This is a genomic window from Streptomyces sp. NPDC026062, from assembly GCF_055568375.1.
In genome coordinates this window covers 163,953-181,978 of sequence record NZ_JBVHOQ010000007.1, presented here as the reverse complement: position 1 = coordinate 181,978, position 18,026 = coordinate 163,953, and the positions used below count along the sequence as shown (strand labels likewise).

15 protein-coding genes are annotated in these 18,026 nt (G+C 71.3%); 5 read left to right on the top strand and 10 right to left on the bottom strand.

Features of this window, described 5'->3' with window-relative positions:
- The first annotated feature begins 87 nt into the window (after positions 1-87).
- Positions 88-435, top strand: coding sequence for a DoxX family protein (locus tag ACZ4LX_RS08895; protein WP_467642494.1), 348 nt, complete (start codon positions 88-90; stop codon positions 433-435).
- A 261-nt stretch (positions 436-696) separates the two neighbouring features.
- The gene (locus tag ACZ4LX_RS08890; RefSeq protein ID WP_467721130.1) at positions 697-1,293 is read left to right on the top strand and encodes a hypothetical protein; all 597 of its coding nucleotides are present in this window, start codon (positions 697-699) and stop codon (positions 1,291-1,293) included.
- 110 nt (positions 1,294-1,403) lie between these two features.
- Here ACZ4LX_RS08890 and ACZ4LX_RS08885 read toward each other — a convergent pair whose 3' ends face one another.
- Positions 1,404-1,964 carry a MarR family winged helix-turn-helix transcriptional regulator gene (locus tag ACZ4LX_RS08885; RefSeq protein ID WP_467642490.1) on the bottom strand — a complete coding sequence of 187 codons (561 nt, stop codon included), beginning with the start codon at positions 1,962-1,964 and terminating at the stop codon, positions 1,404-1,406.
- Between the two features lie 120 nt (positions 1,965-2,084).
- Here ACZ4LX_RS08885 and ACZ4LX_RS08880 point away from each other — a divergent pair, with 120 nt between their 5' ends.
- Entirely contained in the window at positions 2,085-2,498 is a 414-nt protein-coding gene (locus ACZ4LX_RS08880; RefSeq protein ID WP_467642488.1) for an organic hydroperoxide resistance protein, read from the top strand.
- A 147-nt stretch (positions 2,499-2,645) separates the two neighbouring features.
- Here the strand turns inward: ACZ4LX_RS08880 and ACZ4LX_RS08875 are convergent, their stop codons facing one another.
- From ACZ4LX_RS08875 to ACZ4LX_RS08845, 7 genes are all read right to left on the bottom strand, one after another.
- Positions 2,646-4,412 (bottom strand): serine/threonine-protein kinase, encoded by a 1,767-nt coding sequence (locus tag ACZ4LX_RS08875; RefSeq protein ID WP_467642486.1) that lies wholly within the window; start codon positions 4,410-4,412, stop codon positions 2,646-2,648.
- Between the two features lie 184 nt (positions 4,413-4,596).
- Positions 4,597-5,355 (bottom strand): IclR family transcriptional regulator, encoded by a 759-nt coding sequence (locus ACZ4LX_RS08870; protein WP_467642485.1) that lies wholly within the window; start codon positions 5,353-5,355, stop codon positions 4,597-4,599.
- 302 nt (positions 5,356-5,657) lie between these two features.
- Positions 5,658-7,730, bottom strand: a complete 2,073-nt coding sequence (locus ACZ4LX_RS08865) for a discoidin domain-containing protein (protein WP_467642484.1) — start codon at positions 7,728-7,730, stop codon at positions 5,658-5,660.
- 207 nt (positions 7,731-7,937) lie between these two features.
- Positions 7,938-9,194, bottom strand: coding sequence for an MFS transporter (locus tag ACZ4LX_RS08860; RefSeq protein ID WP_467642482.1), 1,257 nt, complete (start codon positions 9,192-9,194; stop codon positions 7,938-7,940).
- Between the two features lie 14 nt (positions 9,195-9,208).
- Positions 9,209-10,576 (bottom strand): GH1 family beta-glucosidase, encoded by a 1,368-nt coding sequence (locus ACZ4LX_RS08855; RefSeq protein WP_467642480.1) that lies wholly within the window; start codon positions 10,574-10,576, stop codon positions 9,209-9,211.
- 510 nt (positions 10,577-11,086) lie between these two features.
- On the bottom strand, positions 11,087-11,743 hold the full coding sequence (locus ACZ4LX_RS08850; RefSeq protein ID WP_467642478.1) for a TetR/AcrR family transcriptional regulator: 657 nt from the start codon (positions 11,741-11,743) through the stop codon (positions 11,087-11,089).
- Positions 11,744-11,909: 166 nt separating this feature from the next.
- The gene (locus ACZ4LX_RS08845) at positions 11,910-14,444 is read right to left on the bottom strand and encodes an ATP-dependent Clp protease ATP-binding subunit (RefSeq protein ID WP_467642476.1); all 2,535 of its coding nucleotides are present in this window, start codon (positions 14,442-14,444) and stop codon (positions 11,910-11,912) included.
- A gap of 405 nt (positions 14,445-14,849) precedes the next feature.
- Between ACZ4LX_RS08845 and argB the strand changes: the two genes are divergently transcribed.
- Positions 14,850-15,665, top strand: coding sequence for an acetylglutamate kinase (gene argB / locus ACZ4LX_RS08840; protein WP_467642597.1), 816 nt, complete (start codon positions 14,850-14,852; stop codon positions 15,663-15,665).
- Between the two features lie 221 nt (positions 15,666-15,886).
- Here the strand turns inward: argB and ACZ4LX_RS08835 are convergent, their stop codons facing one another.
- The gene (locus ACZ4LX_RS08835) at positions 15,887-16,408 is read right to left on the bottom strand and encodes a GNAT family N-acetyltransferase (RefSeq protein WP_467642474.1); all 522 of its coding nucleotides are present in this window, start codon (positions 16,406-16,408) and stop codon (positions 15,887-15,889) included.
- 88 nt (positions 16,409-16,496) lie between these two features.
- Entirely contained in the window at positions 16,497-16,709 is a 213-nt protein-coding gene (locus tag ACZ4LX_RS08830; protein ID WP_467642472.1) for an MbtH family protein, read from the bottom strand.
- A gap of 209 nt (positions 16,710-16,918) precedes the next feature.
- Between ACZ4LX_RS08830 and ACZ4LX_RS08825 the strand changes: the two genes are divergently transcribed.
- Positions 16,919-18,025 carry an alpha/beta hydrolase-fold protein gene (locus ACZ4LX_RS08825; protein ID WP_467642470.1) on the top strand — a complete coding sequence of 369 codons (1,107 nt, stop codon included), beginning with the start codon at positions 16,919-16,921 and terminating at the stop codon, positions 18,023-18,025.
- Position 18,026 lies beyond the last annotated feature (1 nt).

Sequence of the window (18,026 nt, the reverse complement as noted above, 5' to 3'; positions counted from 1 at the left end):
CCCGTCGAGGCGTTTCAGTGCAGTGCCGGACCGGCCACCGAGGCCGGCGAGATCACTCCGGCACCTGCCCGATGAGGAGCATCCACCATGTCCGTCGCCCACGTCGTCGTCACTCTCGTCGCTGCCGCCATGGCCGGCTACTCGGCCGGCGCCCTGCTCTTCCGCGCCCAGTGGGTCGTCCAGGCCCTGACCGACTACAGCGTCCCCCGCTCCTGGTGGACGTGGCTGGGTGCGGCGAAGGCCGCCGGGGCCGTGGGCCTGGTCGTCGGGCTGTTCGTGCCGGCCGTCGGCGTTCTGGCCGGAGCCGGGCTGGTGCTGTACTTCGCCGGTGCGGTTGTCACGGTGATCCGCGCCCGCTGGTACACGCACATCCCGTTCCCGCTCGTGTACGCGGCACCGGTCGTCGGGGCCATGGCGCTGGGGCTCGCGTCCTGAACGCCGCGACGGGCGGGACCGGGGCCGGCGGGACCGGCCCCGGCAGCCGTCCGGCCGACGCGACGTCGCCCCTTCTCCCGCCTCCCGCCCGTATCACTGCTCACTGAGATGCCGGACTCCGTGCGGAGACGTAGCGTCCAGGTGGCTCGTACCGCGCTTCGGGAGGTGCTGATGCGGAAGGCGAACCGCGGCCGGTACGGCGTCTCCCCCGGATCCGCTCCGGAAGCGACCCGTCGAGCAGGTGCCCCGGGGCGCGGTACCGTGCCGGCGTTCACCCGCACGGCGGCTCGTCGCGGCGCGACCGTCCTGCTCGGCGTCTCGCTGGCGCTCACCACGCTTCCACCGCCCTCGCACGCGGGCACTTCCCTTCCTCTCCGAAGCGATGACGCCGTCCGCGAGGGCTGCGAGGACGGCCCCGAGTGGTGCCACGGCGGCGTGAAGTGGCTGTACCGGTACAGCTACTCGCTGGGGTTCCACCCCTTCACCAGCGCCCATGCCGTGCGACGGCAGCTCACCGACAACTTCTGGCTGTTCCCGGTGAGCGGTGGATGTCCGGCCCGGATCCGGCCTGCGGACGAGTGTGATCTGCTGGGCGGAAACCCGGTCCGGGTGGAGGCTGTCGGCAACCGGGATCTGCAGATCGCGACCCTGCCCGGCCACGATCTGGGCCACGGCCTGCATATCCGCTTCGCGTTCAGCCGCACCCTCGGCTTCCACTACCTGGTCGTGGGCGCCTGGCAGGACCGCCCCACCCGCTGCACGGAGAGCGTGCTGTGCGGCGCGGCAAGCCGTGCGGGCGCCTGGGCGTTGTGGAAGGTGTTGTCCGGGACGCTGGCGGTCACCGCGTACGCCGCCTGAACCGCCCGGCCGGAACATCGGCCCACCCCGGCTTCGGGTGAGGGTTCCCCGCTCGGGTCATGGGGCGCGGCAGCCGCGCCGCAGGAACGGGCCGGTGCGGGAAGGCGGCGCTACTTCTCGCCGCCCCCGCCGGAACCGTCCGGTCCCTCCTTTCCCTCCTTGGGCGTCTCCTCCGGCCCCTCCTCCAGCGCAGACTCGTCCAGTGCGGCCGTGAGCCGGTCGAGCCGGTGCCGCAGATCACTGATCTCGTCGAGGTCGAAGCCTGTCGCGGCGGCGATCCGGCGGGGTACGAGCAGCGCCCGCTCCCGCAGGGCCGTGCCTTCGTCCGTGAGATGCGCGTGCACCGAGCGCTCGTCACGGGCGCTCCGCTCCCGCCGCACCAGACCGGCCGCCTCCAGCCGCTTCAGCAGCGGCGACAGCGTGCCGGAGTCGAGGCGCAGGTGCTGCCCCAGGGCCTTCACCGGCAGCTCGCCGTGTTCCCAGAGCACCAGCATCACCAGGTACTGGGGGTAGGTGAGGCCCAGGTCCTTGAGAAGTACCCGGTAGACACTGCCGAAAGCACGCGAGGCCGCGTTCAGGGAGAAGCAGATCTGCTGGTCCAGGCGGAGGTAGTCGGCCTCGGACGAGGCGCGGGCCGTGGCCGTGCGGGCGGGGCTGGGCGTTGCGGTCATGGGGTCAGCATAACTCGGGGCACCCGATTTGATTGTGCACAATTTAATTGTGTGCTTCACTTCTAGGGAAGCGGCCGGACACCGCCGCCGGAACATTGACCTTCGAGAGGATCCGTTTCCATGGACACGATCTACACCGCCGTCGCCACCGCCACCCACGGCCGCGACGGCCGCGCCGTCAGCAGCGACGGCAAGCTGGATCTCCAGCTGGCGGTTCCCGTGGATATGGGCGGCGACGGCCGGGGCACCAACCCCGAGCAGCTGTTCGCCGCGGGATACGCCGCATGCTTCGCGAGCGCCCTGGGCCTCGTGGGGCGTCAGGCCGAGGTCGATGTCACCGATGCCTCCGTCACGGGCGAAGTCGGCATCGGCAAGCAGGGCGAGGGCTTCGGTCTCGCGGTCACGCTGCGCGTGGAACTGCCCGGGTCCGTCGACGAGGCCACCGGCCGCAAGCTCGTCGAGCAGGCCCACGAGGTCTGCCCGTACTCGAACGCGACCCGCGGCAACATCCCGGTCGAGCTCGTCATCGAGTAAGGGGCGGACCGGGCGTCACGCGGGGCGTCGGGGCCGGCGCCACTCGCGACACTTCGGGTGCGTCACGGCGCGCGCAACGCGGCCGTCCGCGAGGGCCCCACGGTCGCCTGTGGGGCACGGAACAGCGTGCCAGTCGTGTCAGTCATGTCAGGCGTGGAATCCGTTGCAGACGACGGACGTGTAGGCCGACGGACCGCCCTCGACGTGGTAGATCACCACGGTCCAGTCGCCCCGGTCGTCGCCCACCGGGATGGCGTCGACGGCTCCGTCCTCGAAGTGGGCCCGGAAGTCGGCCGGGTAGCGGAGCTCGACGGTGCCGCCGGAGGACCAGCGGGAGTAGAGGTCGACCGGCTTGCTGGTGAAGCCGATGCCCTTGCTGACGGTGGTGAGCGGCCGGCCCGTTGCACGGTCCGTCTCGTGCGGAGGCCGGACGCCGACGGAGACGTAATAGGGCTTCGGCCGTTTCCCGCCTTCCCCGGCGCCCTTGGGCCGCATCACCACCGTCGCGGTGTCGGATCCGGTGGTGTGCGAGACGGAGGACATCAGGCCGTCCGGCGGGGTGTTCCCGGAATAGCCGTCCGCACCACAGGAGCCACTGCCCAGGGCGGCCTGCCCCGCGTCCTCGGACAGGACCCATCGGTCGTACGAGACACGGTCGTTCACCAGGTGGTCCGGCGGCCCGGCCGCCGGGCTGCCATCGTCCGGGCTCCCGCCCCCGGGACTCTTGGTGTTGGGGCTCCGGCCGGCCGGCCGGGACGCGCCGGGCTGCCCTGAGCGGCTGGCGTCGGAACCACCCGTCGCACGGTTCTCGCCCCCCGGTTCGGGGAGCAGCCAGAACGTCAGCGGGGCGGCGAGCGCCACCGCGCACACAGCGAGCCAGACCGTCTTCCGCGGCGCACGGCCCGGACGGCGCTGCCGGTCGGCGCCGCCGGACCGCGCGGTGGCGCCGGACGACGGTGCTGGGGCGGACGCCTCGGGTCCCTTGTCGGGCCCGCCGCCCGTCGGCGCGGACACCGGGGGTGCGGCCCGTGTGTCCCCGTCATGGTTCCACGGCACGGGGACGGGATCGACGGCCCGGGCCACGGCACGGTAGTGCGGATCCGACGCCAAGGGGGAGTCCACCGCGCACCCGGCGATCACGGCGGCCGGGTCCGGCCGCCGGGCCGGGTCCTTGGCCACGCACGCGCGGATCAGCGCGGCCGGCCCGGACCGTACGCCTTCCAGGTCGATGTCCTCGTACACGGTCCGGTAGCCGATGACCGCCGCTTCCCCCGTCCCGAACGGGGGCCGGCCCGTCACCGCGTACGCGAGGGTCGCACCCAGCGCGAAGATGTCCGCCGCCGGGCCCGTCTCGTTGCGCAGCAATACCTCGGGGGCGGTGTATCCGGGCGTTCCCGAAGCCATCCCCTCACGGGTCAGGATCGTCTGCTCCAGTCCCCGGGCGATACCGAAGTCGATGAGCTGCGGTCCCTGCGGCGCGAGGATGACGTTCTGCGGCTTCAGGTCACGGTGCGTGACGCCGTGGGCATGGACGGCTGCCAGCCCCTCGGCCAGCGCAGCAAGCAGGCCCAGCGCGCTCTCCGGCGGGAAAGGACCGTTGGCACCCACGGCGCCGCGGAGCGTGGGACCGGCGACGTACTCGGTGGCGAGCCAGTAGGGCGACGCGTCCAGCGAGGCCTCGATCAACTGGGCCGTGTAGGCGCTGCGTACCGTCTCGACGGTCGCGGCCTCCCGTCTGAACCGGGCCAGCACGTCGGCGTGCTCACTGATCTCGTCACGGATGACCTTCACGGCCACCAGCCGTCCACCGGGAGACCGGCCGAGGTACACCTGCCCCATGCCGCCCGCGCCGAGACGGGCGAGCAACTGGTAGGCGCCTATGCGCGCGGGGTCCTGGGGCCGAAGTCCGTCCACGGCCCGACTGTGCCACAGTCGCCCGCGGCGCGGACCCCCGGACGGCAACTCGTGCGGCACCGGAGGACGGTGGGCCTGACCGCGCACGCTGGACGGCCGCCGGGCCGCAGTCCCTCCGGCCGCGGCCCGCCGGGCAGTCTCCGGCCGCCGCCCCACCGGTGCGGACACCGTCGGCCCCCACGGCTCAGCCGGGGAGCGAGAGCCTCCTGGACACACGGATCGCGGAGGACAGCAGCTCTTCCCGGACGTGGGTGGTCCGGTACATCCGGTCCGAGCGGAAGGAGATCCCGAGGGACCCCACCTGGTCGCCGCTGTACACGGGCACCGCGACACAGGTGGTACCCCGGGCGTACTCCTCCCGGTCCATGATGAACGGCGCCTGGGGCGAGGCGTCGAGCTGCTCGATCAGCTCCTCCGGGCGCGTGATGGTCCGGGGCGTGAGTCCGGTGAGCGAGTGCCGGGACAGGTATTCGGCCCGCGCCTCGTCGTCCAGTTCGCGCAGCACGCTCTTGCCCAGAGCGGTCGCGTGTCCGGCGTCCTCGAAACCCGCCCAGAGGTCGACACGTGGGGTCCTGGCGCTGTCGGCGATCTCCATGACCCGGATCTCGCCGTCCACGTACATGGTCAGATAGACGGCTGCCGACAGATCGTTCCGCAAGGCGGTGAGAACGGGGCGCACACGCTCCAGCGCCTCCGGGCCGTCGCGCCGCTCGCCCGGCCCGGTGCCCCCGTCGGCAAGGGCGTACATCCCGTCGCCCACCTCCGTCACGAACCCGTCCCGGGCGAGCCCCGGCAGCAGCTCACGGACCATGGCCAGGGGGAGCCCCGCCTCCCGGGCGAGCTGCTGCGCGGTGGCCTCGCCCGCGCGCTCCCCGACGGTCTCCAGCAGACGCAGGGCGCGCCTGACGGCCGTGACAGGCTCGGGTCCGGCTTGTTCGGCCATGCCCCCAAGCATCACCCCGGGGCCCGGGGGCGGCAAGGCGTCCCCTCTCACGCAGCGGGACACAGTCCGGACCGGCACGGACTCGGACCGCCCGCCCCCGCTCACCTCGGTCGCCGGGAGCGTCAGGGCAAAGCGGCCCGCGTCCCGGGCACCCGGGATTCCGGCCGGACCGGATCCGGCCCTGCCGCCCACGCGGGGGGGCCGGCGCTCCCGGTGGTGGGCGGGTGCCCGGGACGTCGGGCCGTCGGCCGGATCGGGGCGAGCCGGCCGGCGTGGCGTCCCGGGACACGCGCCCGAGGGCGTCAGCCGCTGTAGGCGCCGACCTCCTGGAGTGAGTAGCCCCACTTCGTACCGCGTTCCAGGCCGTGGATCCTTATGTAGCGGGCCTGAGTCCGGGCGAACCTCGCTGTGTCCAGGCCGCCGTCACCGGCGGTCGTGGACCATGCCGTCTGCCAGGTCCTGTCGTCCTGCGACAGTTCGACGCGGTACGACTTCGCGTACGCCTCCTCCCAGTCGAGGGTCACGCGCTCGACCGGCTTGGCGGATCCGAGGTCGATCCGCAGCCACTGGTCGTTCGTCCACTCACTGGCCCAGCGGGTGCCCTCGTCTCCGTCCACGGCCCGGCCGGGAGCGAAACTGACGGCCGGGTTCCACCACTCGGACGTGGACGCCGTGGCGGCCGCTCCCGATGCCAGATTCACGCCGGACTGGTGCTTCTCGGCGTTCCCCCAGGTACGGAGGTAGGACTCGGCGCCCGTGAACAGGTCGTCCACGACTCCTTGGCCGCCGACGACGCGGATGTCCTCGATCCAGTCCGGGACCATGCCGTAGTGCGCCGCGCCGTCGGTGTTGAAGTCCCAGGTGCGCTCGCCGGTGGTCTGCTTGTCGATCACCGAGCCGCCGTCGGTGCTGCGGAAGGGGTACTTCACCGGGTTGGGTACGTCCCCGCCCCGCGGGGCGGGCCAGCCGCCGACGCCGTTCATGTCGGTGCCGTAGCCGTAGCCGACCTGGTACTTCTCGCGCAGCGCGTCCGTGCGTCCGGCTTCCGCGGCGAACGCCTCGGAGCCGCTCATGTACTGGGCGGCGAAGCCGCCGAGCTTGTAGAGCCGCTCGGTCCAGCCCAGGTCCATCCAGCTGTGCGAGGAGATGGCGCCCGGGTACGACTCGGACTCGAGGACGTCGAAGGCCTGGTCCGCCGCCTTGACGCTCATGTGGTCCAGCTCCAGCATCATGTGACGCTTCATCATCCCGCGTACCGCGTACTCACCCAGGCTGGTCAGCCCGCGGGTGTTGCACTGTGCGTCCGAGGCGTAGGCGGGAACGGTGACACCGCTGGGCAGCAGCTTCTCCGCCTGCGCCGCCGCCGCGTTGCCGATGGGGTTGTCGTGCTGCGGGCCCCGGCAGGTCTCCGTCTTCCAGAAGGTGCCGGTCGACAGGAACTGGCCCACGTTGATGGCCGTGCCGAGGGCACCGGAGTCGTACCGCACCCCGCACAGCGCGTTGTCGAACTTGTGGCACAGGAACATGCTGCTCACGCCCAGTTCGCGCAGCTCGTCCAGGCCTCGGTCGATGTCCTCCTTGCTGCACTGCGCGATGTCCAGGATCTGCTTGCAGCCGAACGGTTCGGACGTCTCGACCCCCAGGACGACAGCCAGCTTGCCCTGTTCGATGACCTCGCGGGCCTGCTCACTGCCGGTGACGATCCGGAACCAGCCCTTTCCCGGACCGCCGTACATCTTGTCGATGAAGGCCTGCATGTCGTACGACTTCTTCGCCTCGAGACGGATGGCGGTCATCTCGTCGCAGCCGCGGTCCTTGAAGAAGTAGACCGAGCAGATCACACCGTTGGTGACCAGGTCGTTGACCAGCACCCGCTGGCCCCCGCGCCAGGCCCGCTCGATATTGGCGTAGTAGTTCTGCTGATGGGTCAGCGAGTCATGTGCGGGCCAGTCCTTGAAGGTGGGCCACCCGTCGGGGTCGTGCCTGCCGTCGCCGCCCTTGGTGATGAAGTCGAAGACGGCGAGCGAACCGTCGGGGTAGTGCTCGGGGCAGTCCCTGAGCGCGTCGGCGACGCCCTGCTCCGAGAACGGCTTGCCGCAGATCAGCCGGCCCCCGAAGCCCTCATTGGACATGATGTGGTCGTGGGCGTCGACGAAGCCTCTGACGCGCCCCTGGGCATCAGTGCCCTTGAAGGGCTCACCCGTAACGTCGATCTGCGCGTCGGGCGCGGGCCGCGCGGTCGGGTTCCACCAGCCGGAGTCGGACTCCGTCGCGGAGCTGGGGATCGGGCCGAGTACCACGGACATCACGGCGAGGAGCAGTGACACCACCGTGAGGGATCTGAGTCCGCGGCGCGGAAGTTGAACCATGGCCATCACTCACTTCGATTGACATGTCCACTGAAGTTACTGACGAGTTTTCAGAATCGCGACCCTCGCCGAAGGAGTCAACGCTCCGGACAGAGAAACATGAGAATTTCTCATGTTTAATGAACTCGCTTGCTATCAGGAATAGTTGATGGCGACGTCAGCTGTCGGCGCAGCGGCCACGACCGCCGCACAGCCTGCGGGTCAGGCTGCCCGTCAGGCCACGCCCCGGATGCGGTTGACGAGGAGACCGCCGAGGAGGATGACCGCGGCGGCGGCGAGATAGAGGCCCGTGTAACCCCCGAGGTGGGCGATGACCGGTGACGCCACGGCTGGGGCGAGGACCTGGGGACCGGAGTTGGCGATGTTGATGACACCGAGGTCCTTGGCGCGGTCGGTGGCCTCGGGCAGGACCTGGGTGACCAGGGCCTGGTCGACCGAGAGGTAGATGCCGTATCCCGCCCCGAGGACGGCCGCGGCCGCGATGGCGGACGGCCAGGTGTGGATCAGGGAGAGCAGCACCGCCGCTGCGGCCATGACGAGCGAACAGAGGAAGACGAAGATCTTGCGGCGGCCCATACGGTCGGACAGCATCCCGGCGGGGACGGCGGTGAGCGCGGCGCAGAGCGTGTAGATCACCGTGAGGACCAGCACGCCTGTGCCGGGGTCGCCGTAGTGGACGGCGTCGGCGAGGAAGTAGAACAGGTAGAGGGTGCCCAGGGCGTTGCCGAGGTTGATCAGGAACCGGGTGAGCCAGGCCCAGCCGAAGTCGGGGTGCCGCCGGGGACTCACCCAGAGCGAGCGGGCGAAGACCCGGGCGTCGAAGGCGGGGCGCAGCGCCCGGGGCAGCGGCGGCTCGGAGTGGCGGAGCACGAAGGGGAGGGCGAGTGCGACGGTGAGCACGGCGAGGGTGACGTAACCGGAGCGGACGCCCGTGATCAGCAGTGTGGTGATCAGCGCGCCGAGTACGAGGCCGAAGGACTGTGTGAGGCCGGTCCAGCCGGAGACCTGGGCGCGCTGGGTGAGAGGCACACGGTCGGCGATCGGGGTGGTGACCCCGGCCAGCATCGCGTTCAGGCCCGCCTGCGCCAGGCACCAGCCGACGGCGACCCCGGCCACGGTGTGCTGGGTGGCGGTGACCGCCAGGCCCGCCGCCCCGGCGAGTGCGCCGCCGAGGATCCAGGGCCGGCGGCGGCCGAACCGGCTCGTGGTGCGGTCCGACCACGCGCCGGCGAGCGGGTTGGCGAGCACCGCGACGAGCGCGCCGAGGCCGGTGACGAGCGAGAGCGCGTCGTTCTTGTCGTGCGGGTCGATGTGCTCCAGCTGAAGGGGCAGCAGAATCTGAATGGGCGTCATGAACGCCATGAAGACGGCCAGTGTGGCCAGCGAGAGGTTCACCGTCCATCCGGTCCCGACCGGGGCCGCGGGCTCGGCGAAGACGGCGGCGTCGTCCGCTGCGGAGGCGTGGGACATGACGGCTCCGTCGCTCAGGACCGCTGGGAGGCGATCAGGTCGCGGTACCACGCGAAGCTCGCGCGGGGAGTGCGGAGTCGGGTGGTGAAGTCGACCTCGACCAGGCCGAAACGCTGGTGATAGCCCTCGGCCCACTCGAAGTTGTCGAGCAGCGACCAGGTGAAGTAGCCGCGCACGTCCACCCCGAGGGACACGGCGCGGGCGATCGCGGAGACATGTCCGGCGAGGTACTCGATGCGTGCCCGGTCATCGAGCCCGGCCGGCTGCGAGCAGCCGTTCTCGGTGATCCACACCGGCGGAAGGCTGTCGCCGTAGCGGGCCCGGAGGCCGGTGAGCAGTTCCGTGAGCCCCTCGGGGACCACGGGCCAGCCGAACGCGGTCCGCTCGTACGGCTCCACGGGTTCGGCCAGGTCGAAGGGGAGCACGGCGGCGGGGTCGGCCGGAGCGGTGACCCAGGTAGGGTTGTAGTAGTTGACGCCCAGCCCGTCCAACGGGGCGGCGATCGTGGCGAGATCGCCCTCGTGCACGACACCTCTCCACGTCGGGTCCGTCATGCCGTAGGCCGACAGGTCGGGGTAACTCGCCAGCAGCAGAGGATCGTTGAAAAGCCGGTTGTGCAAAGCGTCATAGGCGGAGGCCGCCGCCTCTTCTTTCTCCTGCCGGTTGTCGTGGCGCAGACGGACGGGTGTGCAGTTGTTGGCGATCATTATCCGCCCGCCCGGAACGGCTGCTCGCAGCGCCGCGGTCGCGAGGCCGTGGCCGAGCAGCTGGTGGTGTGCGACAGGCAGCGCGTCCAGCATCAGTGCGCGGCCCGGGGCGTGGACGCCGAAGGCATAGCCGTAAGCCATGTGGACGAAGGGCTCGTTCAGGGTGATCCACCGCTTGACCCGGTCGCCCAGCCGTTCCCCGGCCACCGCCGCGTACTCGGCGAACCGGTAGGCGGTCCCTCGGTCCAGCCATCCGCCCCCGTCCTCCAGGGCCTGTGGCAGGTCCCAGTGGAACAGGGTGGGTATGGGCTCGATCCCGGCGTCGAGCAATGCGTCGACCAGGCGGTCGTAGAAGTCCAGCCCACGTGGCTCGGCCTTGCCCGCCCCGGTGGGCAGGACGCGTGACCAGGAGACCGAGAAGCGGTACGCGTCGAGCCCGAGCCGGCGCATCAGTGCGACGTCCTCGCCGAACCTGTGGTGGTGGTCGCAGGCGATGTCACCGGTGTGACCGTCGCGTACGGCCCCGGGGCGCCGCACGAACGTGTCCCAGACGGAGGCCCCCTTGCCGTCCTCGTCGGCGGCGCCCTCGATCTGGTACGCGGAGGTCGAGGCACCCCATGAGAACCCGTCCGGGAGCCGGGGAATCCGGGTGGCATCGGTGGAGCTCGTCGTCACTGGCGCCTGCCTTCATCGGTGATGCGCGAGTCACCCGGGTCCGGCCGCCCGCGCGCGGTTCCGGGCCGCTTCCGGCGGCCGCTCTTCACCTCCAACGGCAGCCTGGGGAAAGGCTGTTCCGGACCGGGACGCGCCGCCCGAGGTGGGCCGCACGATAACATGAACTGTCGTTCATGTTCTATGGGTCCGACCCGGCCCGGCCCGACCACGACCTGGCGTCGGGCGAGGAAATGCTCCGCCCGGACGCGGCGGGCACCGCGGCAGAGAGCACGGAACACGCTGCGGATCCCGGCCGGCGACGGAGCACGGTGCGCCCGGCCCGGCGGGTCCGGTTTCGGCGCCTGACGGAGGGGCTTCCGCTCGGCCGGGCAGGCCCGCACGGCGGCCGGGCAGAGTCGGGCAGGGACAGGCTGCCGGTGTCAGGACACCCGGGGCGCGGACCGGTCGGCGGTGGCGGCGGGCGTTACGGGCGCACGGCCCGGGATCCGGCGAGCCGCTGACCGCCCCGGTTCACTCCTCCCCGGCCATCAGCCGGCCGCGCAGGTCCTCCCAGTAGGCGTTCAGCATCCGCTTGAGCTCGTCGACGGTTTCCAGGTCCGGTTCGCCATCACTCCTGAACACCTCGTGCAGCACCGCGTTGGCGGACCACACCACCATCCGCGCAGCCCGTTGCGCCCGGTGACCGCCCGGCCCGCCGGTCAGGTGCTCCATGATGCGCCGCAGCCCCTCGGCGATGTGTGTGTTGCTCGCCTCGTCGGCCCGTGCGAGCTCGGGACTGAGGTGCCGCCCGGCCCACAGAGCCATACCACCCGTCTGGGACCGGACGAGCTCGGCGTAGACGCCGACCATCGTGCCGACCGGGTCGGCCAGTTCACCCTCGACCGCACGGTCGACAAGGTCGTCGATGGCGGACTTGAAGGCATCGAGATACCGCTGGCCCAGCGCGTCCACGATGGCGCTCTTGTCCGCGTAGAACTGGTAGATGCTGCCGACCGGAATGCCTGCCTCCTCGGCGATCCGCCGCATCGTCAGCGCCTCGTACCCCTCCTGGGACAGGATCCGGTCGGCCGCCGCGAGGACGGCCTCGACCCGGGCCCGGCTGCGGGCCTGCTGAGGCTGCCTCCGCAGCCGCGATCCCGGCTGCCGCCCGCCCGCTTCCGCCACCACGTGCCCCCGGTCGTCCGATGACGCGAACGTAGCACGCGGCCACGGAGCGGCGGCCGGCCGTACGACCGGCCCGGAAGGCTCCGGCACCCCGACGTCGCCCTCGGAACCGCCGCCCGTTCCGCACCGCACGCGGACACACGTCACGGCAGAGGACCACCGGGTGGTGCTACGCGGCGGTACCGCCCCCGGTGGCATCCTGCCGCTCCTCTCCGTTCCCGGACCCGTCCTTGCGCACTGTGCAGTGGAGCGAGTTGTCCCGCACATCGGCGACGATCGTGTCCCCGGGACCGCTCTCACCGCTCAGGAGCAGCGAGGCGATCCGGTTGTCGAGTTCCGTCTGGATCGTACGGCGCAGCGGCCTGGCGCCGAACTCCGGCTGGTAGCCATGGGCGACCAGCAACTTCTTCGCGGCTTCGGTCACTTCCAGCGTCAGGCCCTGCGCCCGGACCCGGTGCTTGCTCCGGTCCAGGAGGTGTTCGACGATCTCGGACAGGTCTTCCTCGGTGAGGCTGTGGAAGATGATGATGTCGTCGATCCGGTTGAGGAACTCGGGCAGGAACCGTCCCCGGAGATCGTCCATCAGCTCGTCCTTGAGCTCGGCGGCATCGCCCTGGTGGGCGAGGATGCGGTGGGCGCCGATGTTGGACGTCATGATGACCACACAGTGGCGGAAGTCGACGGTGCGTCCCTGCGCGTCCGTCAGACGGCCGTCGTCGAGAATCTGGAGCAGCGTGTTGAAGACATCGGGATGCGCTTTCTCCACCTCGTCGAACAGCACCACGCTGTACGGCATGCGGCGGACCTTCTCGGTGAGCTGGCCGGCCTCTTCGTAGCCGACGTATCCGGGAGGCGCGCCGACGAGCCGGGCGACCGTGTGCTTCTCCTGGAACTCGCTCATGTCGAACCGGATCATGCGGCCCTCCTCGCCGAAGAGCAGTTCGGCGAGGGTCTTGGCGAGTTCGGTCTTGCCCACGCCCGTCGGTCCCAGGAAGAGGAACGATCCCACCGGGCGGTTCGGGTCCCCCATGCCGGCGCGGTTGCGCCGCACGGCTTCGGAGACAGCGGTGACCGCCTCGTCCTGGCCGACGATCCTGGCGTGCATCTCCTCCTCCAGCCCGAGGAGCTTCTCCTTCTCGCTGGCGGTGAGCTGGGAGACCGGGATCCCCGTGCGTCGGGACACGATGTCGGCGATGTCGGAGGCGGTGACGGAGACGACGCCCTCGCGGCGCTCCTCGATGCCCGCGAGCTCCCCCTCCACTCCGGCGATCTGCCGTTTCAGCTCCGATGCCTTCTCGAACTCCTCGCCGGCGACGGCCTGGTCCTTCTCGCGGCGCAGCTTCGCGAGGCGGTCCTCACGGCTGACGACCTCGGTGGAACGGCCGGCGCTGCGCAGCCGTACCCGGGCGCCCGCCTGGTCCATCAGGTCGATCGCCTTGTCCGGCAGGAACCGGTCGCTGATGTAGCGGTCGGAGAGTTCGGCAGCCGCGGTCAGGGCTCCGTCGGCGAATCGGACCTGGTGGTGTGCCTCGTACGCGTCACGCAGTCCTTCGAGGATCTGCACCGCTTCCTCGACGCTCGGCTCGGGGATGAGAACGGGCTGGAAGCGGCGTTCGAGGGCGGCGTCCTTTTCGATGTGCCTGCGGTACTCGTCGATCGTCGTCGCACCCACCACATGGAGCTCTCCGCGTGCGAGCGCTGGCTTGAGCATGTTGCCCGCGTCCATCGCACCCTCGCCGGTCGCGCCCGCGCCGACGACCGTGTGCAGCTCGTCGATGAAGAGGATGATGTCGCCGCCGGACGCCTGGACGTCCTCGATGACCTTCTTCAGCCGCTCCTCGAACTGGCCGCGGTACTGCGCACCGGCCACCATGCCGGACATGTCGAGCGAGACGACCCTCTTGCCCTTCAGGGATTCGGGTACTTCGTCGGCCACGATGCGCTGGGCCAGCCCTTCCACGATGGCGGTCTTGCCCACTCCGGGTTCCCCGATGAGCACCGGGTTGTTCTTGGAGCGCCGCGAGAGGATCTCGATGGTCTGCTCGATCTCCTCGGCCCGGCCGACGACGGGGTCGAGCCGGCCCGCCTTCGCCTCCTCCGTCAGATCGCGGCCGAACTCGTCCAGGGTCGTCGAGGGCTCTCGTCCGGCGGCGGGCGCGCCGTCCGCCCGGGCCGCCTGCTCGGTGCGGCCCCGCAGCTTCTGGGCGTCCATGTCCTCGGCGCGCAGGAACCGGGTGGCACCGGAGTCGGGGTCCTCCAGCAGCGCGCCGAGGATGTGCTCGGGGCCGATGTAGGACACTCCCGCCGCCTGCGAGCCGGCGTAGGCGGCGGCGAGGGTGCGCTTGGCCGCCGGTGTCAGTCCGGGCTCCGCCGACGGTTCGCCCGCCTCCCGGGGCAGCACCTCGGCGATCCGGGCAGCCAGCGTGTCGACATCGACACCGGCCTGGGCGAGGAGTCGCCGCGCGGGGTCCACCTGAGTGGCCGCCCACAGGAGGTGTTCCGTGTCGAGGTCGGATGTCCCGTTCTCCGTCGCCTTCTGCGTGGCCAGACCGAGAAGTTCGTGCGACGACTCCGTGAGAAGGCGGCCGATGGGCACTCGCTGCACGGCAGGTGGCGACGATGCCGGTGACGTACCGAAGAAGCGGTCGAGCATCTCGCTGAAGGGGTCGGACGAACCGAAGGGTGAACCGAACGCCATCGACATGTCAGCTCCTGACGGGCAAGGGGGTTCTCCCACTCAAACCCGATGTCCGAAGCTCCGCAAACGGAGTGGAACCGCCCCGGCCGGGGCCCGTGCCGCAGCTGCGCCGGCGACCGGGACCGAGCGTCGCGTCGTACGGCTGGGCGGGATGCCGGATCCCCGCCAAGGACCCGGTAACTCAGGTTAGGCTTAGCTAACTTCAAATGGGGTGGAGAAGAGATGAGACCGGTCATCACAGAGCGCTCGGACCCGCATGCGCGGGAGGACGCGCATGAGGACGCGGACGCTGATGCGGTTGCGGACGCGGTTGCGGTTGCGGACGCGGTTGGGGTTTCGCGCACAGGGTCACCGACCGGAACCCTGGAACCACAACACCGCACGGTCGTCGTCAAGTTCGGCGGCAACGCCATGGTGGACGCGGACCTGCTACGCCTCTTCGCCCAGGATGTCGTCGAACTGTGGCACGCGGGCCTGCGCCCGGTCGTCGTCCATGGTGGCGGACCCCAGATCAGCACGATGCTCGACCGCCTCGGGCTGGAGAGCCGCTTCGAGTCGGGCCTGCGCGTGACCACCGCGGAGACCATGGAAGTGGTGCGCATGGTGCTGTCCGGCCGCGTCCAGCGGGAACTGGTCGGCCAGATCAACGCCCATGGGCCCTTCGCCGTGGGCATGACCGGCGAGGACGCGCACACGATGACGGCGGTGCGGCGGCCGGCCCTTGTTGACGGCCGCCCGGTGGACATCGGCCTCGTCGGGGACATCGTGGACGTGAACCCGTCCATGATGCGCACCCTCCTGGAACAGGGGCACATCCCTGTGGTCTCCCCCGTGGCCCGGGGCGACGACGGACAGATCTACAACATCAACGCCGACCTGGCCGCGTCGGCGCTGGCCGTGGCCCTGGGAGCGGAGCGGCTGGTCGTGCTCACCGACGTGGAGGGGCTGTACGCGGACTGGCCGCGCAGCACCGAGGTGATCGGGCAGCTGACGGCCGAGGCGCTGGCCGGACTGATGCCGGGACTGGCGAGCGGCATGCTGCCGAAGATGGAGGGCTGCCTGCGGGCCGTCCGGGGTGGCGTACCCCGGGCGCAGGTACTCGACGGCCGGGTGCCGCACGCGGTGCTGCGGGGCGTGCTCGGCGAGGACGGCTCCGGCACCACAGTCGTTCCGGACACCGTCGCCGCGCGGGGCACCGGCGCGGACCGCAGCCTGAGCAACGTCTGACCGTCGGCGACCGCCGGGCGCGGACCGGCGTCCGGCGCCAGGCGACAGAGCGGCAGGTCGGCAGGTCGGCAAAGCGGAAGGCGGAAGGCGGAAGGCGGCAGGCGGCAGGCGGAAGGCGGCAGGCGGCAGGCGGCGCCAGGAACGGGGAGCCACGGCACCCCATGGCGCCACCGCGCCACCACGCCCGGGGCCCCACGCCATACCGCCCTGGCGCCGACGCCCTACACAGCCCTCGTGAGGACCCTCGCCCCGCGCCCCGGATCCAGTGACTCCACCCAGGACGGGGGCGCCAGGGACTCGGCCGTCTCCGTGAACCCGTAGCGCCGGAAAAGCCGTCCGTCACCGGTCGTCGCGGTGAACAGCGCGCCGAGCGACAGATCACGCGCCCTCGTCACCGCCGTGCGCAGCAGCGCCGCTCCCACTCCGCGCCCCTGCCGGTGCCCGGCCACACAGAAGTTGTACAGCACCCCCGCGAGTGCGCCGCCCCCGGCCGGACCGGCCGGGTACACCCCCAGGGCCACACAGCCGTCCAGGCGGCCTCCGGGCCCCACGGCCACCAGGAAGTCGGCCGCACTGGCGGCGTAGAGCGGCACCGGCCGCTCCCGCAGGGCGCCGGAACCCACGAAGGGCCTTGCCAGTTCGGCGAGTTCGGCAGCATCCTCCGCGCGGCCGAAGCGCACGGAGAACACCGGCGCGTGCCTCACACGCGCCGCGGAAACAGGGCTCGGCGTGGCCGTGGTCAACGCTTTCCTCTCCGGGTACCGCGAACGGACAGCACTGCGGACCGCCACCGTGCCCGGATGCGGGCGCGGTGGCGGTCCGGCAGGAGTTTCAGACGTCCGAGGACGCCGCGAGGGACCGGGGCCGCAGATCGGTCCAGTGGGTCTCGACGAAGTCCAGGCAGGCCTCCCGCGTGTTCTCGTCGAAGGCGACCGTCCAGCCCCCCGGCACCTCCACGAAGGACGGCCACAGCGAGTGCTGGCCCTCGTCGTTCACCAGGACGAGAAACCGGCCGTCGGGGTCGTCGAACGGGTTGGTGCTCATGTGTCAGTACCTCCTCGGGCCCGACGGGCCGGTGACAGCCGCGTCGAGGATGTGTGTCGGTTCGCCGGACCGGCCGGCGTCTCCCCGGGAGCGGGCGTGGAGAGCCCGTTCACGTGAGAGACCGGAGCCAGGAAGGAGAAGCTTAGGTTAGGCTCCCCTAATTGAATGGAGCTTAGCCTTTTCACCTTCCCTCTCACAAGGAGACGTTCATGCCCCCGGTGACCGAACGGATCCACACCGCCGACGCCTTCGCGGCGTACGGACTGCCCGGCACACCCGGCACCGAAGCGTTCTGGGAAGCCGCGCGGGCGCCCGCTTCGGTGCGGGCCGGCGACGGTGGCTGGACCACTCTGTTCCTCTGGCGCGGCTCCCCCGCGAGCATCGGCTTCGAGAGCCGCCCCGAGCCGGTTCCCCTGCTCCGGTGGCTCGACACCGACTGCTGGTACGCCCAGGTGCCCATGCCTCAACGGCTGTGGGCGACCTACCAGTTCCTGGTGGGCGACGCGGCGCACGCCGACCCGTTCAACCCGCTCGGCGCCGGTCCGGACCGCTCGCTCGCCGCGACCCCGGACGCCCCGGCGCAGCCGCACTGGCCGGTCGTCGGCGCCGACGCCGTGCTGCCCCTCCCCCGCACCCGGCTCCGCTGGACCAGCGAGCGGCTCGGCGGACGGCGGACCGTGCGCGTACACCCGTCGGGCGGCGGCGGACCGCTGGTCCTGCTCCTCGACGGGGACGACTGGCTGCACCTTCATCCGGCCATGACCGCGTTCGACTCGGCCGTCGCCGCCGGTGAGATGCCGCCCGTCACGCTGGTCTTCCTTCCGGCCAAGGACCGGGCGGCCGAGTTCACCGGCGGATCCGGGCTGTGGGAGGCGGTCAGGGACGAACTGCTGCCCCTGGTCGCGGAGTCCGGGGTGCCCGCGGACCTGGACCGGCTGGTGGTCGCCGGGCAGAGCCTCGGCGGGCTGAGCGCGCTGCACGCGGCACTGGAGTTCCCGGGACTCGTCTCCCGGGTCGCCTGCCAGTCGGGGTCGTTCTGGTGGACGCCCGGAGTCCATGACCTGACGGATCCCCTCGGCGGCCCGCCCGGCGGCTCCATGGCCGCGCGCCTGGGGGAGCGCCCCGACCTGTCCGGCCTGCGGATCGCCTTCGACGTGGGGGAACACGAGACGGGGATGCTGCCCCACTGCGAGCCGGTCGAGCGCCTGGCCGAAGAGGCGGGCGCGACCGTCCGGGTGTCACGGTCGGCGTCCGGCCACGACCGGGCGGGCTGGCGGCACGCCCTCCTGAGGGACGTCGCCTGGACGCTCGGCTGAC